The organism is Serratia sp. CC22-02 (assembly GCF_900182895.1).
Classification (GTDB): Bacteria; Pseudomonadota; Gammaproteobacteria; order Enterobacterales; family Enterobacteriaceae; genus Serratia; species Serratia nevei.
This window is the reverse complement of sequence record NZ_FXUD01000006.1, coordinates 168052-190238: the sequence shown is the minus strand read 5'-3', so window position 1 is coordinate 190238 and position 22187 is coordinate 168052. Positions and strand designations below refer to the sequence as shown.

Genomic DNA, 22187 nt, shown 5'->3' with positions numbered 1-22187 from the left:
TTAAAACTTCGGGCAAGTTCTATATGCAGTGTGGTTAAACTTAACACGCTTCTTGGCAGGCGTCTAGCGGTGAATTGAACATCACCGCCAGGCGCCTGATACTGGGCTTCCCGCCCGATTACAGATTCGCGTTCAGGAAATCTTTGAGCTGACCTTTGGACAACGCGCCAACCTTGGTCGCGGCCACTTCACCGTTCTTGAACAGCAACAGCGTAGGGATACCACGGATACCGTACTTAGGCGCGGTAGCCGGGTTCTGATCGATATTCAGCTTGGTGATGGTCAGTTTGCCTTCGAACTCTTCGGCAATCTCATCCAGAATCGGAGCAATCATCTTGCACGGCCCACACCATTCAGCCCAGAAATCGACCAGGATCGGCCCTTCCGCTTTCAGCACATCGGCTTCGAAGCTGCTGTCAGTCAGGTGAATAATTTTATCGCTCATGTTCTACTCCACAGGATTATGTCTACCTTGTTGGTGTAGCATTAACCAACTCAAGGTGATTTTATTGCACCGCGTTTATTTCAACGGATGTGCTTTCGTAAAGCAATAGTTAGCTGATATTCTACCACACTATGAGCAAAACACACTTGACCGAACAGAAGTTTTCCGACTTCGCCCTGCACCCGTTAGTCCTTGAAGCCCTTGAGAAAAAAGGGTTTCACAATTGCACGCCCATCCAGGCGTTAGCATTGCCGCTCACGCTCTCCGGGCGTGACGTTGCAGGTCAGGCGCAAACCGGTACCGGAAAGACGCTGGCGTTTTTGGCGTCTACTTTTCACTATTTGCTGACTCACCCGGCGAAACAGGATCGCCAGACCAATCAGCCGCGCGCCTTGATCATGGCGCCTACGCGTGAACTGGCGGTGCAAATCCACTCCGATGCAGAAGCGCTCTCCCAGAGCACCGGCCTGAAACTGGGCCTGGCCTACGGCGGCGACGGCTACGACAAACAGCTGAAAGTGCTGGAAAGCGGCGTGGACATTCTGATTGGCACCACCGGCCGTTTAATCGATTACACCAAACAGAACTATGTCGATCTCGGCGCGATGCAGGTCGTCGTGCTGGATGAAGCCGATCGCATGTACGATCTCGGCTTTATCAAAGACATCCGTTGGCTTTTCCGCCGTATGCCTACGGCCGATCAACGCCTGAACATGCTGTTCTCCGCCACCCTGTCCTATCGCGTACGCGAACTGGCCTTCGAGCAGATGAACAACGCCGAATATGTTGAAGTGGAACCGGAACAGAAAACCGGCCACCGCATTAAAGAAGAGCTGTTCTACCCGTCCAACGAAGAAAAAATGCGCCTGCTGCAGACGCTGATTGAAGAAGAGTGGCCGGATCGCGCCATCATCTTCGCCAACACCAAGCATCGCTGCGAAGACATCTGGGGCCATCTGGCCGCCGACGGTCACCGCGTCGGCCTGCTGACCGGTGACGTGGCGCAGAAAAAACGCCTGCGTATCCTCGACGACTTCACCAAAGGCAACCTCGATATCCTGGTCGCCACCGACGTCGCCGCGCGCGGTCTGCACATCCCTTCCGTCACGCACGTTTTCAACTACGATCTGCCTGACGACTGCGAAGACTACGTGCACCGCATCGGCCGTACCGGCCGCGCAGGCGCCAGCGGCCACTCCATCAGCCTGGCGTGTGAAGAGTACGCGCTCAACCTGCCGGCGATCGAGACCTATATCGACCACAGCATTCCGGTGAGCAAGTACAACAGCGATGCGCTGCTGACCGATTTGCCGGCGCCGAAGCGCCTGTCGCGTCCGCGCGGCGGCAACGGCCCACGTCGCAACTCCGCGCCTCGTCGCGGCGGCGCGCCGCGCAGCAACCGTAAACGTTCGAGCTGATCGCCATGCTCAGTTCCAGCACGCTTTATGCTGCCATCGATCTCGGCTCCAACAGCTTCCACATGTTGGTGGTGCGCGAGGTGGCCGGCAGCATTCAGACTCTGGCGCGGATCAAGCGCAAGGTGCGCCTGGCGGCCGGGCTGGATCAGAACAATCACCTGTCGCATGAGGCCATGCAACGCGGCTGGCAGTGCCTGCGGCTGTTCTCCGAACGCCTGCAGGACATTCCGCGCGAGCAGATCCGCGTCGTCGCCACCGCCACGCTGCGCCTGGCGTCCAACGCCGATGAGTTTCTGCAGGTCGCCGAGCAAATCCTCGGCTGCCCGGTGCAGGTGATCAGCGGCGAAGAAGAAGCGCGGCTGATTTATCACGGCGTTGCGCACACCACCGGCGGGCCGGATCGGCGGCTGGTCGTCGACATCGGCGGCGGCAGCACCGAACTGGTCACCGGCACCGGCGCACAGGCATCGCAGCTGTATAGCCTGTCGATGGGTTGCGTCACCTGGCTGGAACGCTATTTCAGCGATCGCAACCTTGGGCAAGAAAACTTCGAACGCGCCGAACAGGCCGCGCGCGAAATGGTGCGGCCGATCGCACCGCAGCTGCGCCAGCAAGGTTGGCAGATCTGCGTCGGCGCTTCCGGCACCGTGCAGGCGCTGCAGGAGATCATGGTGGCGCAAGGCATGGATGAACGCATCACCCTGCCCAAGCTGCGCCAGCTGAAACAGCGCGCCATTCAGTGCGGCAAGCTGGAAGAGCTGGAGATCGAAGGGTTGACGTTGGAGCGCGCGCTGGTGTTCCCGAGCGGCCTGTCCATTCTGTTGGCCATCTTCCAGGAGCTGGGCATCGAGAGCATGATGCTGGCCGGCGGGGCGCTGCGTGAAGGCCTGGTTTACGGCATGCTGCATCTGCCGGTGGAGCAGGATATTCGCATCCGCACCATCCGCAACCTGCAGCGTCGCTACCTGATCGACACCGAGCAGGCCGAACGCGTCAGCCAACTCGCCGCCAACTTCTCGCAGCAGGTCGCCAACGAGTGGCAGCTGGATGCGCGATGTCGCGAGCTGTTGCACAGCGCCAGCCTGATCCACGAACTCGGCCTCAGCGTCGATTTCAAGCAGGCTCCGCAACACGCCGCTTATCTAATCCGCCACCTGGACTTACCCGGCTTTACCCCGGCGCAGAAAAAACTGCTGGCCACCCTGCTGCAAAACCAGAGCAACACCCTCGACCTGTCGCTGTTGAACCAGCAAAACGCCCTGCCGCCGCGCACTGCGCAGCGTCTGTGCCGCATTTTGCGCCTGGCGATCATCTTCGCCAGCCGCCGCCGCGATGACACGCTGCCGGCGGTGCGGTTACGCGCCAATCAGGACGACGAACTGACGGTGATCTTGCCGCCGGGTTGGCTGGAACAGCATCCGCTGCGCGCCGAGGCGCTGGAGCAGGAAAGCCACTGGCAGAGCTACGTCCACTGGACGCTGCGGTTGGAAGAACAGCGTTGAAATGACCAGGGCGCGATGAGCGCCTGAAGGTTAATGGCAAACCTGATGACATTGCCAGGTTTACAGAAGACAGCATATAAAAAATAAGGAAAATCAATTCATTGATTTTCGGCTGATAACCTCAAAGGAGGAAAAACCACGCTTTTTCCTCCTTTGTCAGTAATCTAGCCCTGTCTTTTTAATTCCCGCCTTTGGCCTTGGCCAGCTGGGCGCGGATATTGGCCAGATGGCTCTGCCCCTTCTGCATCCGCTCCTGCGGGCTCACCACTTTGCGCTCGGTTTCCCACGCCAAATCGTCCTGCGGCAGCTCCAGCAGGAAGCGGCTCGGCTCCGGCCGCACCAGTTCGCCGTACTGACGGCGCTCGCGGCACAGGGTGAAGATCAGCTCTTTTTGCGCACGGGTGATCCCCACATAGGCCAGACGCCGCTCTTCATCGACATTGTCTTCATCGATGCTGCTCTGGTGCGGCAGCAGGCCCTCTTCCATGCCCACCAGGAATACGTAGGGGAACTCCAGCCCTTTGGAAGCGTGCAGCGTCATCAGCTGTACCTGATCCAGCTCTTCTTCGCTTTCACCGCGCTCCATCATGTCGCGCAGGGTGAAGCGCGTCACCACCTGGGTCAGCGTCATCGGCTCGTCCAGATCGTTGCCTTCCAGCATCTCGGTCATCCAGCCGAACAGCGTGTTGACGTTCTTCATCCGCATTTCGGCGGCCTTCGGGCTGGTCGAGGTTTCAAACAGCCAGCTCTCATAGTCCACGCCGCGGATCAGATCGCGCACCGCCGCCACCGGCTCACGTTCCGCCTGCTGGGCGATACCGCCGAGCCAGTGGGTAAAGCGCTGCAATGACTCCAGCCCGCGCCCGGTCAAGTGCTGGCTCAGCCCCAGATCGAAACTGGCGTGGAATAAACTCTTATTGCGCTGGTTGGCCCATTCGCCGAGCTTCTGCAGCGTCGCCGGGCCGATCTCGCGCTTGGGGGTATTGACGATGCGCAGGAAGGCGCTGTCGTCCTCCGGGTTGGTCAGCACGCGCAGGTAGGCCAGCAGATCCTTGATCTCGGGGCGCGAGAAGAACGAGGTGCCGCCGGAAATCTTGTACGGGATGCGGTTTTGCATCAGCATCTTTTCAAACACCCGCGACTGGTGGTTGCCGCGGTACAGGATCGCATAGTCGCCGTAGTTGGTCTTTTTTACGAAGTGGTGGGCGATCAGTTCCCCCACCACCCGCTCGGCTTCGTGATCCTCGTTGTTGGCGGTCACCACTTTCAGCTCTTCACCATATCCCAGCTCGGAAAACAGCCGTTTTTCAAACACGTGCGGGTTATTGGCGATCAGAATGTTGGCCGCCTTCAGAATGCGCTCGCTGGAACGGTAGTTTTGCTCCAACTTGATCACCTGCAGCGCCGGGAAATCTTCCTTCAGCAGCACCAGGTTCTGCGGCCGCGCGCCGCGCCAGGAGTAGATCGACTGGTCGTCGTCACCCACCACGGTAAAGCGCGCGCGGTTGCCCACCAGCAGCTTAACCAGCTCGTACTGGCTGGTGTTGGTATCCTGGTACTCATCCACCAGCAGATAGCGAATACGCTGCTGCCAGCGTTCGCGCACCTCTTCGTTGCGTTGCAGCAACAGCGTCGGCAACAGGATCAGGTCGTCGAAGTCCAGCACGTTGCACGCCCGCATATGGGCGTGGTACAGGCCGTAGCAGTGGGCGAACAGCTTGTCGCGCTCCGAGCGCGCCAGCTCCGCCGCCCGCTGGGGATCGATCAGGTCGTTTTTCCAGTTGGAGATGGTCGAGATCAGCTGCGCCACCAGCGTTTTGTCGCTTTCCAGCCACTTTTCGGTCAGCTCTTTCAACAGCGCCAGCTGATCCTGGTCATCGAACAGCGAGAAGTTGGACTTCATCCCCAACGCCACGTATTCCCGTTTGATGATCTCCAGCCCCAGGGTATGGAAGGTGGAAATCATCAGCCCGCGCGCCTCTTTACGCCCCAGGGTTTGCGACACGCGCTCTTTCATCTCGCGTGCGGCCTTGTTGGTAAAGGTCACGGCGGCGATGTGCCGCGCCTGATAGCCGCAGTGGTGGATCAGGTGGGCTATCTTGTTGGTGATAACGCGCGTCTTGCCGGAACCGGCACCGGCCAACACCAGGCAGGGCCCGGTAACGAATTCGACGGCTTGTTGTTGGCTGGGGTTTAATCGCATGGTGCTGGCTTGCTCGACTGTAAAACGTGGAAGGGAATTGTAGCAGAAAGCGCCGATGAGATTTAGCGGGTATAATCAGCGCAATTTTCGCATCGACAAAGGCATTACCATGGCAAAAACGGCGTGCGCCCTGCACATTCTGGTAGACAATGAAAAGCTGGCCAACGAGCTGCTGGCCAAGCTGAAGCGCGGCGTCAGCTTCGACACGCTGGCGCGCAAATACTCGAGCTGCCCGTCAAAACGCAACGGCGGCTCGCTGGGCGAATTCAACAAGGGCGCGATGGTGCCGGCGTTCGATAAAGCGGTGTTCAGCATCCCACTGCTCAAACCTTACGGCCCGGTCAAAACCCAGTTCGGTTACCACATCATCAAGGTGCTGTACCGCAACTGAGGGGGCCTGAGCCCCCTGCTGCGATTACTGCGCGCCAGCGTCCGTCGCTGGCGCAGCCACCGCGGTGTCTGCCGGTTTGGCTTCTTCCGTCACCACCGCCGGCGCCGGCATCATGATGCCGTTATAGGTTTCCTGCAGCTGCTTCATGCTCATTTCCGGCTCGCCCTTCGGCTGCATCAGCACCAGCGTCGCCTCCTGAGAAAGCTGCAGCTTCAGCGCCTGATTCAGCGTCTCCAGCGTCAGGCTGGACAGGAACTCCTGACGCAGCTTCTGATACAGCTCCGGCGCGATATCCACCACCCCGCTCTGCTGCGAACGCAGGCGCTGGCTCATCAGCACGTCGGTATCGGTACGGGCGTAGGTCGCGAACAGCTTGCTCAGCTGATCGTTTTTCTGCGCCAGCAACGCATCGAATTCCTCTTTGGACAGGCCGTTGTCACGCACGTTGGCCAGCTCGCGGGCGATAAAGCCCAGGCTGCCGTTCAGGTTGTTGTTCGGCGTATCCAGATGGATGGCGCACTGCCCGCGCTGGTACTGCACGCGGCAGTCAAAGCCCAGATGCAGGTTCTTCTGGTCGCTTTTTTCCAGCGTCTGCTGGAGATGCCAGAACAGTGCCTCGCGAGCAAGATCGCCACGCCAGTAGCGGAGCAGGCTCTGCGAATCGCGAATCGGATGCCACGGCGAATCCCACATGATAGACAGCGTATCCTGCTTCACCTGCTCGCTGATCAGGCTTACCGGCTGCTGCGGCAGCGGCGTCAGCGTCGGCATCGGGGCCGGGGTTTCACGTTTGCCCTGCAGCGGCGAGAACGCCTTGTTGATCTGTTCGCCCAGGCTGCGGCTGTCCACCTTGCCGACCACGAACAGCGTCATGGCGTCCGGGGTATACCACTGTTGATAGAATTTCTTCAGCTGCTCGAGATTGACCGGCCGTTTCGCCGGCTGCGCCGGATCGTGCGCCAGCAGCGTCGAGCCTTTCAGGCGGTAACGCCACCAGGCGTCTTTGGTATTGGGCGGGAAAGTGCCGACCGGATTGATGCTGGAATTCATCACCGCGTGCACCGTATGCTCGTCGATCGCCAGTTTGCCGGTGGTGTCCGCCAGCCAGGCCAGCGCTTCTTTCAGCAGGTCGGGCCGGTTGTTCGGCAGGCTGAGGTTATACATGGTGAAATCATACGAGATGATCGCCGGCGGCAGCGGCCGCTCGTTATCCACGCTCTGTTGCCACAGGGCGCGCAGCTGCGGCGCGGTAAAGCTTTCGCTGCGCGCCAACGCCAGCCGCGGCAGCAGATGGGCGAAGCCGGTCTGCTGCGAAGACTCCACCAGGGAGCCGGTATTGACGATCAGCCGCAGTTCCACGCGGTCGCTTGGCCGCTGCGGCGTATCGAGAATCTGCCATGAAAACCCGTTGGCCAGCGACCCCTGCTGCCAGGCAGGATCGGGTTGTAGTGCTTCAGCCTGCACGCTGCTACTGGCGGCAGCCAATAGCAGCCCACCAACTATAAGATGAATTCTGGTGCCCTGCATGTGAACCCCTACTTAATGACTATCCAATTTCTTATGCAAATGCGTGTATTCCATTCAATGGAATCATAAAAATACGCCCTGAGTTTCACAGTGGGGCGGAAAGCAGAAAGTGTACCATCGTGTTAGACCGCGCGCCTTTGCGGATGTCACTCATTAGAGTGAAAAATAATAGATAGCGGGGTTTTTAATGCAAGAAATCGTTACGAGGCAGGGGGTTTCCCTCACCGGCCGCGGCTGCGGCCGGTGATTCGCCGCCAATATCAGGCGGAAGGCTGCGTTTTGTCCGCGCCGGCGTTTTTGTTGTTCAGCGTGTCTTTCAGCTGTTTCTCATCCAGTTGGTCGCACCACTTCGCCACCACCACGGTCGCCACCCCGTTGCCCACCAGGTTGGTCAGCGCGCGGGCTTCCGACATGAAGCGATCGATGCCGAGGATCAGCGCCAGGCCGGCCAACGGCAGATGGCCGACGGCGGAGATGGTGGCGGCCAGCACGATAAAGCCGCTGCCGGTCACGCCCGCCGCCCCTTTGGAGGAAAGCAGCAGCACCACCAGCAGAGTAACCTGATGCATGATGTCCATGTGGGTATTGGTCGCCTGCGCGATAAACACCGCGGCCATGGTCAGGTAGATAGACGTGCCGTCCAGGTTAAAGGAGTACCCGGTCGGGATCACCAGGCCCACCACCGATTTCTTGCAGCCCAGCTTCTCCATTTTATCCAGCATGCGCGGCAACGCGGACTCGGACGACGAGGTCCCCAGCACGATCAACAGTTCTTCTTTGATGTAATTGACGAATTTGAAGATGCTGAAGCCGTTGGCGCGGGCGATGCTGCCCAACACCACCACCACGAACAGGATACAGGTAATGTAGAAGCACACGATCAGCTGGCCGAGTTGCACCAGGGTGCCGACGCCGTATTTACCGATGGTAAACGCCATGGCGCCGAAGGCCCCCAGCGGCGCCAGGCGCATGATCATGTTGATGATGCCGAAAATCACCCGCGAGAAGCTGTCGATCACGTTGAAGATCAGCTGCCCTTTCTCACCCAGACGATGCAGGGCGAAGCCGAACAGCACCGCGAACAGCAGCACCTGCAGAATGTTGCCGCTGGCGAACGCGCCGATCACGCTGCCGGGAATGATATCCAGCAGGAACGGAATGATGCCCTGCTGCTGCGCCTGCTCGGCGTAGACCGCTACCGCTTTGGCGTCCAGCGTGCCGGGATCGACGTTCATGCCGGCGCCCGGTTGCACCAGGTTGACGATCACCAGGCCGATAATCAGCGCGATGGTGCTGACGATTTCAAAATACAGCAGCGCGATGGCGCCGGTACGGCCCACCGCTTTCATGCTTTCCATGCCGGCGATGCCGGTCACCACGGTGCAGAAGATCACCGGGGCGATAATCATCTTGATCAGTTTGACGAAGCCATCGCCCAGAGGTTTCATCTCGGCGCCGAGGTCAGGGTAGAAATGGCCAAGCAGGATACCCAGCGTGATCGCCGTCAGCACCTGAAAATAGAGGCTCTTAAAGATTGTTGTTTTCATATGAACGTCCTATGGGGGGAAGACACGCACCAGGCAGCAGTCTAAACATCCAGCCTGTTCATCGCTTGCGCGGAAAATAACACCCACTTAACAACATGGAAATAATTTGTTGCACCCGCCCCACGGGGTTGATGTGAATTTAAGAGCTGAAACGCGTCAGTCTGGGTGCAAAGCTGAAAATTGCGTAAGCCTTTGTTTGCACTAACGCAAAAGAGGTAGGTAGAGAATGGCGATTTTCGGACGGGGAAAAGTACCGGAAAGGTAACGCGACGCTCACGGCGCCGCGCGGCAAAACTCGGCTTCGAACGCTTCGCGCGGCAGCGGCCGGGCAAACAGGAATCCTTGCCCGCTGCGAATGCCGTGCTTCAGCAGCCAGTCGCGCTGCTCGGCGTTTTCCACGCCTTCGGCCATCACCGGCAACGCCAGCACTTCAGAGATCGAGCTGACGATGCGCACCATCGCATCGTCGGCCGGCAGCCCCTGAATGAAACTGCGGTCGATTTTAATCAGGTCAATCGGCAGGGATTTCAAGCGGTTCAGGTACTCCAGGCTGGAGTAGCCCATCCCGAAGTCGTCCAGCGCGATCGACAATCCCAGATCGTGCAGCTCACGCAGCAGCGCCAGCGCACGGTCGAGATCGTCGATGCGTACCGTCTCGGTGATCTCCAGCAGCAGCTTGCGCGGATCGATCCGATACTGCGCCAGCAGGTTTTTCAGATGCGGAACGAACGCCTCATCCTGCATCTGAATACCGGAAACGTTGACCGCCAGCGGCAGCTCAATGCCGCGTTGCTGCCAGTCCGCCAGGATACGGCAGGACTCTTCCAGCACCCAGTTGCCGAGGGGCACGATCACGCCCAGCTCTTCCGCGAGCGGGATAACGTCGGCCGGCAGGGTATAGCTGCCGTCATACTGCTGCCAACGCAGCAACGCTTCGGCGCCGATCACCTCGTTGGACTGCATGTCGATCTGCGGCTGCAGGAACAGCGTAAAATGCCGCTGTTCGATGCCGTGCAAGATCTCGCTCTCCTGCGTCAGCCGCTTCTGCGTGCGTTCCGTCAGGCTGGGTTCGAAGAACAGGATCTGATTTTTTCCTTCGCGGTGCGCGGACATCATCGCCGAGGTGGCGCTGCGCAGCAGCTGTTCCGCACTTTCCCCCTGATTGAGGTAGTGCGCGATGCCGATGCTGGCGTTGGGCCGCAGCGCCAAGCCTTCCAGCGTCAACGGCGCGTTGATCTCCGCCATGATGCGCCGTGCCAGCTGCATGGCGTGGAACGGCCGCTCGATGCCCTTGGCCAGGATGGCGAATTCGGTATTGCTCAGCTGCGCCAGCACGCCGTTTTCGTCGATGCAGCCGCGCAGCTTCTTCGCCAGCGCCAACAGCAACGCTTCACGCATCGCCGGGCTCATCACGCCCGAGGCCTCATGCAGCGTCTCGATGCCGATCACCAGCAGGTTAAAACGCTCGGGGCGCAGGCTGGAAGCGATATGCTGTTCCAGCAACGCGTTCAGCAACGCCGGATTCGGCAGTTCGGTCACCGGATGGCGGGTGCTGAGGCGGCTCATGTCGGCATGCGCCTTGGCCAGCGTCTGTTGATTGCGGTTGTAGTTGCGCACCAGCAGGCCGAGCTCGTCGTCCTGGTGCAGCGCCGGCAGCATCAGCTGGTGATAGGGCGCTTCGTCCTGCGAGATGTTTTCCAGCTCCTTGGCCATCGCGCGCAGCGGATGCACCATCAGCCGGTTCATGCACCAGGTGATGGCCACCGACAGGATCAGCGCCAGCAGCAGGTAGGTCGACAGCATGGTCGACAAAATGCTGAGGATAAACTGGTACATGCGGAACGAGTCGGCCTGCAGCACCAGATAGGCCAGCGGCTGCTGGTTGGCCGGCACCCGCTCCAGCGAATAGAGCGGTACGGAAATTTGGATCGGCAGTTCAAACAGCCGGGCGATCAGCGTCGGCACCGGCCTCTCAGGCGGGAAATTGGCGTGCAGCGCCTGAAACTCGTTCGGCAAGACGATATCCGCCCGGCTCAAAATGCCGACCGGCAGCAGCGTATTCAGCACCTTTTTGGCTTCCGGCACGTCCATGCGCAGCACCGCTTCCGCCAACGGCTGGCGCACGGAATGAGCGATATTCTCCAGTTGCTGGGCGTAGTCATCCCTGCGCTGCTGCACAAAGTGGAATAACTGGATCACGATAAAGATACAGATCGTGACCAGTGCCACGCCGGACACCGTCGCCATCTGCTTAATCGTTAACGAACGCCTGACCCGCAAACCTGCTCTCCGTGAAATCGGGCTGAAACAAAAAGGGGGCTGACTCTCACCCGCCCCCTCGAACCGGGCTGAGTATACTCGATCATCGGCTGTTTTAATCTGGCTATGCCGCAGGCAAAGCCAAGAAAATCGCGGGTTTCAGTCTTTTCCTAAAGCGAACAAACGCGACCCGGACACAGGGTAACAAAACTCCCCGGTGTCCGACACTCCGAATCTTTCCCCTCCCGGTTACTTGAAGTCGGCGTAAGGCGTCAGCGGTTGCGGCGGCAAATCGAGATCTCCCTGCCAGCCGGCCAGGGAATAACGCAGATAAATCAACGCGTGGCTCGGCGTATAGTCCTTCGCCTGCTGAATGTCGATGCCGGCGCCGAGCGTCCAGTGCGAACTGAGGCGGCGTTCGACGATCGCCCGCAGCGTATAACCGACGCCGCTCGAGGCGCTGCCGTCCTCGACGGCGAACTTATCGGGCAGTGAATCCGGGATCAGCCCCTGCAGCGGATAGCGGCGCTGGCTGTCGGTTTTCGAATGGGACATCGAAACCGAACCGCCCAGCTCCCACGACCAGTTCTCGGTGCGCTGGCGATAGTTGACCGGCAGCGACAGCGACAGATATTGCTGCGGGCTGTAATAGCCGCCCTGCCCCAGCGAGTAGCCGCTCAAATCCTTCTGGTAGTGCCACAGCATGGTATTGAGCCCGACGCTCAGACGGCGATTGTCTTCGTTGATCAGCTTGTAGTAGTAGCCGGCCATCAACCGCTGCCGCTGGTTGTCCGCCACGTTCTTGCCGGTAATCTGGTGCGCGCTGAGATCGGCCCACACGCCGTTCGCCTCGCCGCGATCGTAGCTCGCGCTCAGGCTGACGCCGGTGGCGCGCACGCCGCCCCAGGTGGTGCCGGTGTTCGGATCTTTGGCACCGCCGAACGCCAGCAGCGAGCTGGAGATCGGCCGCCGCGAGGCCGCCAGCGTCCAACCGATGTGGTTCCAGTCGCCGCTGTAGGCCAGGCCGCCGGTCCAGTCGACCACCTCAAAGCCCATCGGCGTCGTGCCGATGTCGGCGGCCCAGCGGTCGTTTTTCCAGCCGGCCGCCACGCTGGTGCCGGTGGTTTTCTGGTGTTCATCGCCGCGGCACCCTTGCGTATTGCAGGTGCCGAAGGTCTCGTAGTACTTGCCGCTGCCGTCGGTCGAGAAGCGGCCGGCGTCCAGCTGCACGGTGTCGGTGCGCAAGAAGGCGCGCCCGTCATACAGCGGCATGTCCACCTGCAGCATGGTGTCGTGCGCGTTGAAGTCGGAAATGCCGCCGGTGCCGCTCGAGCGCCAGTAATCGTGATCGAGCGTGACGTTCACGTCTTGCTGCCGATACAGATCCGCGGCGTCGGAACGGATGCCGCGTTTCAGCCAGTCGTCGCTCGGGTTATTGCGCGTCAAATAGGTGTAGCTGTCATTGTCCTGCGGCAGCGTCGGCGTGATGCCGCCGGCCACCATCGCCTGGCGGTAATCCTGCTGCGCCCGCTCCGGCTGCCGCTGCGCCTGTTCCAGACGGGCGGCGTCGCGGTAGATCAGCGCCTTGGCCTGCCCCACGGGCTCCGAGGCCGCCGCCGTTTTCAGCCGGTTGAAGAGCGCGTCGGCCTGCTGCGGATCGCCGACCGCACTCCAGGCGTTGGCCACCCGCCGTTGGCTGTTGAGCGAAGCGTCTTGCGGCTGCGGTTCGGTTTTCAGCCGCTGGCGCGCCGCGTCCAAATCCCCTTGCGCGACATAGGCTTCGATCTCGCCCAGTTGCGCATCCGGGTTGTTCGGTTCGCGCCGTTTCACCCGCTGATAATCCTCCAGCGCCGCCGCATACTCCCCGCGCGCCAGCGCCCAGTCGGCCAGCAGTAAATCGATGCGGGTGTCCGCCGGCTGCCGGCGCAGATAGGCTTCCGCCGCCGGTTCGTCGCCGGCCGCCCGCAGCCGTTCGGCCTGTGCGATCACCGCCTGCATTTTCAGCCGCTGCGCCAGTTCGCGCATGTTATCGTTCCACTGCGCCACAGGCAGCGTATTGAGCTGCGCCAGCGCCTGGTCGTCGCGATCGCTGCCGGAAAGGTAGAGCGCATAGGCATAGGCCAACTGCGGATTGACGCGCTGACGCTGCGCCAGCTGCCGGAACAGAGCGTCCGCCTGCTGCGGCTGCCCGGCCTGACGCAGCGCCTGCGCGTAGCGATAGGTCAGCCAAACATCGTCGGGATCCATCGGCTGAGCGCGGCGATAGATTTCCGCCGCCTGCTGCCACTGCTGCTGCGCCGCCAGCGCCTCCGCCTGCTGTTTCAACATATCGAGCCGCAGCCCGTCGAGGGTGCTACGCAGCTTGGCCTGTTGGCTGCGCGGCAGGCCGTTGAGGTAGGCCAGCGCTTTTTCCGGCGACTGCCGTTGATAGAGATTCACCAGGCCGCGCAGCGCGCTGCCGTTGCCGGGGTCGCGCCGCAGCGCCTGCTGATAAAATCCTTCCGCCGCGGCGTCATCCTTGCTCGCCACCGCCACATCGCCCAGGCCGATAAACGCATCGCCGTCGCTGTCGTCGAGCTGGCGCGCCTGCTGGTATTTCTGCCTGGCCAGCGCGAGATTGCCGGCCTTCAGCGCCTTGTCGCCTTCGTCGATCGCCAGCCAGTAGCCGGTGCTCTTGATCAGGCTTTGCCACTTGCCGCTGTCGTAGCCGTTCTTGTCGGCGGCCAGCGCCTGGCGGAACAGTTTCAGCGCCTGCGGGCGGTTGCCGGCGCGCGAATAGGCCTGGCCGAGCGCGCCCAGCACCTCGGCGTCGTTCGGCGCCGCCGCCAACGCCTTTTGCAACGCCGGAATGGCCGCCCGGCTGCCGCCTTTATCCACCTGTGCCAGGCCGCGTACCCGTGCCTGATACGCCGGATCGGCCAACAGTTTCTGCTGTCTGGCCAGCTCTTCGCGGGCGCTGGTCGCCTGATCGCCGGTGTCGAACACGCCGAGGAAGCGGTTGAGCGCCGCCACACTTTGCGCGCTGACCGGCATCGCTTTGACCTTGTCCAGCCACAGATCGGCGGCATCGCCGCGCCCGGCCGGATCGGCGGCGATCTTCTGCAGCAGCTCATAGGCCTGCGCGTCCTGGTTCTGACTGAACAGCATGCGCGCCAGCGACATACGCAGCGCCACGTTGCCGGAATATTGCTGATCCAGCGCCTGCAGCTGCTTCAACGCCTTCGCCTCCTGCCCCGGCAAACGCGCCACCAGCCGCCAATATTCCACCGCCAGATCGAGCGTCGGCGGCTCGCCGTGGAACAGCGCATCGTACTGCGCCTTGGCCTCCGGCAACCGGCCGGCAGTCGCCATCAGGCGGGCCTGCTGCAGCTTTTGCCGGGTTTCCGGCTGCGTCAGCAGCATGTTCATTTGCGCCTGGCGATAGGCGCTGGACTGCGGCGCGAGGGTTTTCAGCTTGTCCAACTGCTGCTGCGCCAGCGCCATGTTGCCCTGCCGCAGCGCCAAACGCATGCGCGCGGCGATCACGTCCGGGTTGTTCGGATCCATCAGCTCGAGCCGGTACAGCGACTGGCGCACCAGATCGTCCTTGTTGCCGGCCTCGCCAATACGCACCTGCTCCAGCAGCCACTGCTCCGGGGCCACGGCCTCCGCGGCGCGTGCCTGTGGCAACATCGCCAGGCTCAGCGGAATCAAATTCAGCCAGTTTATTTTGAAGTTGTGCATTGGCCGTCCCACGAGGGTTGCAATTCACCCTGACGATTAAAGCGATAACGTTGTTGATCCCATCCCTGACCGAACAGCGTCAGCGAGGCGCTGAAATAGGCGTCGTCACCCGGCGGATGTTCGCTGATGCGTTGCCGCTGTGTCGTCAGCGCCTCGGCCTGCGTCGCCAACATCGGCAGCATCGAGGCAGAAAAGCCGACCGGGCCGGTGCCGGTGGTTTTGCCGCTGGCGGTATCGGTTTTTTCCGGCGGCACGCCCTGTTTGGCGGTGAGCTGCGCCATCGGCTGGAAGCGTTCGAGTAGCGCCGCCTTGTGCTCATCGTCGTCCGCCAGCATGCCGGCCCACAGATAAACCCGAATGGCGTCGTAGCTGCCGACGTTCGGCTTGACGGTATCCGGCTGCCAGCCGGCACCGATCCGCCACACCACCCAGTCCGGCGAGAAGCCGTGCGGCGCGGTGTCCAGCCACAGCCGCTGATTGACCTGGCGCATCGCGCGCCACGGGCCGTTCAGCGCCGCAAAACGCGCCAGTAGCTGCGGCGGCAGGTAGCTGGGGTTCAGCCGCCAGCGATCTTCCGCCACGAACCCGACTTTGCCCGGCAACAGCATCAGGCCCAGGCCGGGAATGTCGGCCACTTCCTCACGGCCGATGCGTTGCAGCAGCAGCGTCCCTAGGGTTTGATAACGCCGGCTTTTCCACAGGCGGCCGGCTTCGAGCAGGTTGTAAGCTATCCACAGATCGGCATCCGACGCCGAGTTGGCGTCCAGCACCTTCCACTGCTTGTCGTCGCTCTCGCCCCACAGCCAGGCGGGCAAACGGGCGCTGAGATCGCCCGCCGCCAGGTTGTTCTCCGTCCAGGCCAGCAGCCGATCGAAGGTCGGCCGGTCGTTGGCCACCAGGGCGAAGAACAGGCCGTAACTCTGTCCCTCGGAGGTGGTGATTTTGTTCGGGCTGCTCGGATCGATCACCCGCCCCTGCGGGCTGATGTAGTACTGCTTGTACTGTTGCCAGCCCGGCCACTCGCAGGCCGCCGCCGCGCTGAACGCGCACAGCAGCAGCATGCCGAGCGACAGGCGTTGCAGCATCGCGCTCACCGCCGTCAATCCCGATCTTCAGGCGCCAGACGACGCCGGCTGAAGGCCTTCAGGCCGCGCCACAGCATCAGCCCCAGGATCACCACCAGCACTACCGCGATCACCGCCAGCAGCACCGGATGGGTGGAGAGGGCATACCACAGCCGCTCCCACCAGGGCAGGTGGCCGACATAGTAAATATCGCCGACGCGCAGGCTATTGACCCCCGATTCGCGGATCACCGCCACCGAGCCGAACACCGCGGCGCGCTTGCCGCTGTCCAGCAGGGCATCGTTCAGCAGCTCATAGCCGCGCGGGCTGTCCGCCAGCAGCGCCACGATGCTGCGCTGGTCGTTGAACGGCGACTGCACGCCGATGATCGCCGACATCGCCCCCTCGGAGCTGACGCTGGTCTTGCTGTCCGGTTTGGTATCTTCCGCCAGCACTTCCGCGCTGGGCAGCGGCGGCTGCCGCGTCGGCTGTTTCACCCAGCTTTGGGTCGCGTCCACCAGCAGGCTGATTTTCTTGTCGTCGCGCAGCTCCGGCGGGATGGTGCCGACCATCAGGATATCGTCGTCGCGATCCTTGGCCTGCGACCAGTCGTCGCTGAGCGTGAAGGCCAGCGCAGGGTAGCCGGTTTGCGCGCCGATCACCCCCAGCGCGTTCAGCAGCGCGCTGACCTGCGCCGGCTGCGGTTTCTGGTTCACCAACACCAGCGTTTGCGACAGATCCGCCAGACGGCTGAACGGGAAGCCGGCGTTGGCGAAGGCGCGCAGGTCCGGCATCGCCATAAAGTGGCGGTAGCCGGAGAAATCGATGGTGGACGCACCGTCGATCACCGCGTGGTTTTGCGTGAAGGAGTAGGTTTCGCAGCGCCCTTCCGCGCCGCTGGCCAGCAGCGTGGTGTAATCGAAGTCAAAGCGCAGCTGGTTGGTGGCCCCGAGCCGCAGCGCCGGAATGCTGACGTTTTTGTCGGAATCGAGCAGCCCCTGCGTCAACGGCAGGCGCAGCAGCTGTGCGCCCTGTTCGTGTTCCGGCACCAGCGAGTAAGCCTGCACGAACTGGTTGTTCAGACTGACGCTCAGCCGCGAACCGTCCTGAATGCGCGGCGCGGTATAACGGTATTTCAGGTGCATGTCGATGCCGGTGCTGCGGATCAGGAACAGATCCGGCGGCAGGTTCATGGTCAGCGAGATCGGGCCGGGTTCGATGCCGCTGGTTTGCAGCTGCTCGGCGTATTGCTGCAGCTCGGCGAAGGTCATCGGCCGATCGGTGCGCACCCAGTTCGGCGCGTCGTAAGGCTGGCGCGGCGCGAGCTGTTCCACCTTGTCCACCGTCACGTTCTGGCCGCGGAACAGGATGTTGCCCTGCGCGATGCCCTTCACCGCGGTGATCAAATCGTTGTCGTCGCGCCCCTGAATCAGCAGCAGTTTAACGTACGGGTTATCGGGGTGGCTGATCATCTCCACCGTCGGGCCGTTGACCGCCGGATAATCGCGCAGGAAATCCGGGCGCTGCTGGTTAGTGGCGAACACCACCGCGTGCTGCGTCGGCAGCGCGTTGTACAGCGCCGGGAAGGATTGCCCGCGCCACTGCGCCTTGCTGCCGAACCAGGACGCCAGAATGCCCGCCGCGCGCTGCTGGGCGAGATCAGGCTGGCCGGCGAACACCATCGGCAGCGTCAGCGGCCGATTATCGCGACTGTCGAAGAACGGCTCAGGGAAGTGCGACAGCTCGTTTTTCACCGGCAGCGTCTGGAAACGCAGCTTCAACGCGCTCGATTTACTGACGTCAAGCCACAGCGAGGTGCTGGCCGGGTTTTCGCAGATGTTCTGATAATGGCCGACGAACACCAGCCGGACGCGGTTAAAATCGGTGATATAGCGCGGATCGATCGCCATCTGGATGCGATTGGGCTTGCCCAGCTGCTCCTTGGCGATCGTGGTCACCCCCATCAGCTCGTCGTTCAGGTAGACCTTGACGTGCGACTCCACCGGGATCAGCGCCGGCGACGGCGTAAACTCCATATCGAGCATCGCCTGCGAGACCACCTCATCGCTGCGCACGCCGAATTCGATCTGCCCGTCCGGCCGGGTGCCGCGCAGAACAAAGGTGCCCGGCGGCGGCGCTATCTGCGCAAACGGCAGCGACACGTCGCGCACCGGCGCATTCGGATCCTGCGGCGCGGCGGCCGGCGGTGGCGCGGTCGCCGTATCGGCCGCCGCGGCGATCGGCGGCTGGGCCGCCACGGTCGGCGCGGTGGCGGTTTCGGCCTGCGACAGGGTGCTGATGCCTAAGGCCAGAGCAGTTAACCAGGTTATTTTTCTCGTCATCGTATCATCATCAATGTTGGAGCCTGTTCACCGGGCGAGTGAGCGGGCGGTTGAACTCGCAGCTAACCCACTGTTTCTTGTTGACCCAAGGTCGGATCCCTGCCGACGCCGCGCGGAATAAACGACACTACCCAGGCGGTCAGCGAAGTGACCCCGACCAGCAGACCGCGCACCAGCGGCGGCGCGTAGTCCGCCATGCGCACATACCCCCGGAAGCCCAGCGCCAGCACATCGCGCAGGCTTTCGATCGGCCGGTCTTCAGGGAACCCGTCCTGCCACAGCGCCCAGGTATCGGCGCGGGCGAAGGTGCACTGAATGAAATCGATGTGTTCACGGGTGGAGAGGTCGACCAGGCGCACCCCCACCTTGTTGCCGAAGGCGCGCGTTACCACGCAGGGGAAGCTGTACTCCTGCTGGCCGCGCTTGAGCAGCAGCGAGGCTTTGTCGCCGTCTTTCAACGCGTTTTCCACCCGCATCTCGATGCCCACGCCGCCGTCGGAGTAATCGCGCAGCGTGCAGGGATACAGATGGCCGTCGGCACGCGCGATCGCCGCCGGCATGGCGATTTCCACGCGGTGCGCCTGACGCACTTGCTTGGCCTCCACCGCCACCGCCACCGCGCCGCCGAGAATCGTCATGTTGTACAGCACCCATACCAGGCTGATGATCACCGTCATCACCTCGTCCGTCGGGCCATAGGCCAACCGCCAGACGCCGAACGCCAGCCCGGCCAGGTTCAGGATCACCAGGAACATGTAAGGCCGGGTGATCACCCAGTCGACGTGCTCCTCCTCCACCAGCCCGCCCTTGGCGGTGACGTTGAATTTGCCCTTGTGCGGATTGAACAGCGCCACCGTCGTCGGCCGCGCGATATACCAGGCCAGCACGGTTTCATAGATTTCGCTCCAGAACGAATGGCGGTATTTCCCCTGGATACGTGAGTTGGTCAGGCTGGCGTGGATCATGTGCGGCAGCACATAAAGCGCGATCGCCAGCGCCGGTGCGAAGATGATGTAGGCATGCAGCAGCAAAAACGCCAGCGGCGCGGTGAGGAAGATCAGCCGCGGAATGCCCGACAGGAAGTGCAGCATGGCGTTGGCGTAGCACAGGCGCTGCGCCAGTTTCAGCCCCTTGCCCAGCAGCGGGTTGTCCAGCCGGAAGATCTGCACCATGCCGCGCGCCCAGCGAATGCGCTGGCCGATGTGCGCCGACAGGCTCTCGGTCGCCAGCCCGGCGGCCTGCGGAATGCGGATGTAGGCCGAGGTGTGCCCGCGCCGGTGCAAGCGCAGCGAGGTGTGGGCGTCTTCGGTGACGGTTTCCACCGCAATGCCGCCGATCTCGTCCAGCGCGCTGCGGCGCAGGATGGCGCAAGAGCCGCAGAAGAAGGTGGCGTCCCACATGTCGTTGCCGTCCTGCACCAGCCCGTAGAACAAGGTGCCCTCATTGGGCGTTTGGCGGAAGCGGCCGAGGTTGCGCTCGAACGGATCCGGCGAGAAGAAGTGGTGCGGGGTTTGCAGCATCGCCAGCTTTTTGTCTTTGAAGAACCAGCCCATGGTCAGCTGCAGGAAGGAGCGCGTCGGCACGTGGTCGCAGTCGAAAATCGCCACGAACTCGCCGGTGGCCTGCTTCAGCGCATTGTTGATGTTGCCGGCCTTGGCGTGTTCGTGGGTTGGCCTGGCGATGTATTTCACCCCCACTTCGTCAGCGAACGCCCGGAATTCGGGACGGTTGCCGTCATCGAGGATATAGATGTTCACCTTCTCTTTCGGCCAGTCGATGCCCAGCGCCGCGTAGATGGTGGGCTTCACCACCCCGAGATCTTCGTTGTAAGTCGGCACCATCAGATCGATAGTCGGCCAGGTGGCGCTATCGGCGGGCAACGGCACCGGCTGCCGGTTAAGCGGCCAGACGGTCTGGAAATAGCCCAGCACCAGCACCACCCAGGCGTAGGTTTCCGCCACCAGCAGCAACAGGCCGCACACCAGGCTGAGCGGATCGTCCCAGTTCAGCGTGGCGGTATAGCGCCACCACAGGTAGCGACAGGATACGGTCAGCGACAGCACGATCAGCATCAACCCCGGCAGGCGCCCCGGCACCCGGCGCACCACCATCGCGATCCCCCACAGCAGCAGAACGAACACGAACTGCGCCGGCAGATCGAACGGTTGCGAGATGCACAGCATGGCGAGGATCGCCGCCAGCACGCTGACCAGAATAAACAGCGCGCGCCGCATGCCGCGGCTCATGCGGCCGAGGCGCTCCACCGAACGCTGCTCCACGCCGGCGTTCTTCAGCCGTTGCGGCAGGCCCTGCAGCCAGTCGGCATAGCGCTGCTGCAGGCGGCGCCAACCGGCGAAATAGTCGCGCTGCACCGGCGCGCGGCCGCTGCGAAACAGCAGCAGCCACAGCCCCTGCAGCAGATAACGCAGCGCATCCGCCGGGCGCGGGCGGTCGGCGGAGAGATGCGGGAACCAATAAGCGCGGCCGGCGCGCACGCGCTGCCAGGCCGGCGATTCGAAGCGCAGCAGCAGCCAGCCCAACGCCACCAGCAGCGTGGCGAAAAAGGCGGTTAGCGCCGACGCGCCGTTGCGCCGATAGCCGCGGTAGCGCGTCTGCACCGCCTGACGCACCGGCGGCACCAGCAGCAGGCTCAGCACCCGGCTCATGGCGCAACGCCCCGCTTGAGGTTGATCAGGCACCAGTTGGCCAGCGTCAGCACTTCATCCGCCGCCAGACTCTCGGGGCGGTACTCGCCCAACGGCTGCTTGACCGCCAGCGCTTCCGCCAACGCTTCGTCGCGATGGATCACCACCGGCAACAGGCCGCTCAGCGTTTGCAGCCACAGCTGATGCAGATCCTGCTGCAGCTGGCTGGCGGAGGAGTAGTGATTGACCAAGAAACGGCAGTCGTTCGGCAGCGTCTGCTGATGGAGCCGTACCTGGCAGTTGGCGTCGGGGTTCAACAGCACGAACACGCTGTCGGCAAGCTGCAGCGCCTGCTGCGCCAGCACGCCGTCCCCGACCGGAACATCCAGCAGGATCCAGCGCAGCGGATCGCCGGCGATCAGCTGGCGCACATTGTCGCGCCAGCGTTCCGGCTGTTGCTGACACTGGCGCTGCACTTCCAGCCGTTCCGCTGCATTCAGGCGGCCAAAGGGCAGAAAGTTGAGGTTTTCACAGTAACGCAGCGCCCCTTCCTGCCAGCGCCCGCCGTCCCGCTCCGCGCGGGCCCAGCCGCGCGCCAGCTCGAACGGCGTGTTGAAATGCAGGCGCAGCAGATTGTCCGGCGTGAAATCGATCGCCAACACCGACTCGCCCAGCTGCTGCAACGCCCAGGCGAGCGCCGCCGTGACCGACGTCGTCCCCATTCCACCCCGCAACCCTTGCAGCGCGATCACCGGCATAGATCAGTGGCTCCCCGTGGTCTGCGCCAATTCGGCCAACAGCGGCCAGCGCGTCATCATTTGCGTTAACCGCTCCTGCCGCGAAATATCGACATAGCTTAATTTCGGCAATGAAAAAGCCTGGCTGAGCGCCTGCAGGTCATCCTGGCTCTCCCCAGGTGCCGCTGCACGAAAATGGGTGGGTGCGTTATTCATTCTTCCGCCTTGGCGAAAATAGGCTATGTTAATTAACTATAGCAACGATACAAAAAGAGAGAGGCAATAAGATGATTCTCAACAAATATTGTTGCAGAGCGTCGGAGATTTGTTATTGCCAGAGTAAAAATGGCTATCTTTAAATATAAACGCCTTTAGTCGGCTTTC

At 62.2% G+C, this 22187-nt stretch carries 14 protein-coding genes; 3 read left to right on the top strand and 11 right to left on the bottom strand.

Translation table 11 applies throughout. The features are described 5' to 3' along the window. Window positions 1-118: 118 nt before the first annotated feature. Window positions 119-445, bottom strand: a complete 327-nt coding sequence (gene trxA / locus QOL81_RS19485) for a thioredoxin TrxA (protein ID WP_004934187.1) — start codon at window positions 443-445, stop codon at window positions 119-121. A 131-nt stretch (window positions 446-576) separates the two neighbouring features. On the opposite strand from trxA, the gene rhlB reads away from it, so the two are divergent. Together rhlB and ppx are read left to right on the top strand one after the other, a co-directional pair. Further along, window positions 577-1863 carry an ATP-dependent RNA helicase RhlB gene (gene rhlB / locus QOL81_RS19480; protein ID WP_060424233.1) on the top strand — a complete coding sequence of 429 codons (1287 nt, stop codon included), beginning with the start codon at window positions 577-579 and terminating at the stop codon, window positions 1861-1863. A gap of 5 nt (window positions 1864-1868) precedes the next feature. Then, window positions 1869-3365, top strand: coding sequence for an exopolyphosphatase (gene ppx, locus QOL81_RS19475; RefSeq protein WP_047729463.1), 1497 nt, complete (start codon window positions 1869-1871; stop codon window positions 3363-3365). A 178-nt stretch (window positions 3366-3543) separates the two neighbouring features. On the opposite strand, the gene rep is transcribed toward ppx, so the two are convergent. After that, complete coding sequence (gene rep, locus QOL81_RS19470; protein WP_004934177.1) at window positions 3544-5568, bottom strand: DNA helicase Rep; 2025 nt, start codon at window positions 5566-5568, stop codon at window positions 3544-3546. A gap of 109 nt (window positions 5569-5677) precedes the next feature. Here rep and ppiC point away from each other — a divergent pair, with 109 nt between their 5' ends. Further along, window positions 5678-5959, top strand: a complete 282-nt coding sequence (ppiC, locus tag QOL81_RS19465) for a peptidylprolyl isomerase PpiC (RefSeq protein WP_004934175.1) — start codon at window positions 5678-5680, stop codon at window positions 5957-5959. A gap of 24 nt (window positions 5960-5983) precedes the next feature. Here the strand turns inward: ppiC and QOL81_RS19460 are convergent, their stop codons facing one another. From QOL81_RS19460 to bcsR, 9 genes are all read right to left on the bottom strand, one after another. Next, window positions 5984-7486 (bottom strand): M16 family metallopeptidase, encoded by a 1503-nt coding sequence (locus QOL81_RS19460; protein WP_142109119.1) that lies wholly within the window; start codon window positions 7484-7486, stop codon window positions 5984-5986. Between the two features lie 260 nt (window positions 7487-7746). Then, on the bottom strand, window positions 7747-9033 hold the full coding sequence (locus tag QOL81_RS19455) for a dicarboxylate/amino acid:cation symporter (RefSeq protein ID WP_038874048.1): 1287 nt from the start codon (window positions 9031-9033) through the stop codon (window positions 7747-7749). Between the two features lie 273 nt (window positions 9034-9306). After that, entirely contained in the window at window positions 9307-11313 is a 2007-nt protein-coding gene (gene hmsP, locus QOL81_RS19450) for a biofilm formation regulator HmsP (RefSeq protein WP_060424237.1), read from the bottom strand. A 228-nt stretch (window positions 11314-11541) separates the two neighbouring features. Then, window positions 11542-15015, bottom strand: a complete 3474-nt coding sequence (gene bcsC / locus QOL81_RS19445; RefSeq protein ID WP_197757488.1) for a cellulose synthase complex outer membrane protein BcsC — start codon at window positions 15013-15015, stop codon at window positions 11542-11544. Beyond that, window positions 14997-16109 (bottom strand): cellulose synthase complex periplasmic endoglucanase BcsZ, encoded by a 1113-nt coding sequence (gene bcsZ, locus QOL81_RS19440; RefSeq protein WP_080480352.1) that lies wholly within the window; start codon window positions 16107-16109, stop codon window positions 14997-14999. Before bcsZ ends, bcsC begins: the two co-directional genes overlap by 19 nt. A 5-nt stretch (window positions 16110-16114) precedes the next feature. Continuing rightward, complete coding sequence (gene bcsB, locus QOL81_RS19435) at window positions 16115-18421, bottom strand: cellulose biosynthesis cyclic di-GMP-binding regulatory protein BcsB (RefSeq protein ID WP_070915633.1); 2307 nt, start codon at window positions 18419-18421, stop codon at window positions 16115-16117. A 62-nt stretch (window positions 18422-18483) separates the two neighbouring features. Next, the gene (gene bcsA / locus QOL81_RS19430; protein WP_060424243.1) at window positions 18484-21087 is read right to left on the bottom strand and encodes a UDP-forming cellulose synthase catalytic subunit; all 2604 of its coding nucleotides are present in this window, start codon (window positions 21085-21087) and stop codon (window positions 18484-18486) included. After that, window positions 21084-21824, bottom strand: coding sequence for a cellulose biosynthesis protein BcsQ (gene bcsQ, locus QOL81_RS19425; protein ID WP_060424245.1), 741 nt, complete (start codon window positions 21822-21824; stop codon window positions 21084-21086). Before bcsQ ends, bcsA begins: the two co-directional genes overlap by 4 nt. Before the next feature lie 3 nt (window positions 21825-21827). Further along, on the bottom strand, window positions 21828-22019 hold the full coding sequence (gene bcsR / locus QOL81_RS19420) for a cellulose biosynthesis protein BcsR (RefSeq protein WP_033649881.1): 192 nt from the start codon (window positions 22017-22019) through the stop codon (window positions 21828-21830). Window positions 22020-22187 lie beyond the last annotated feature (168 nt).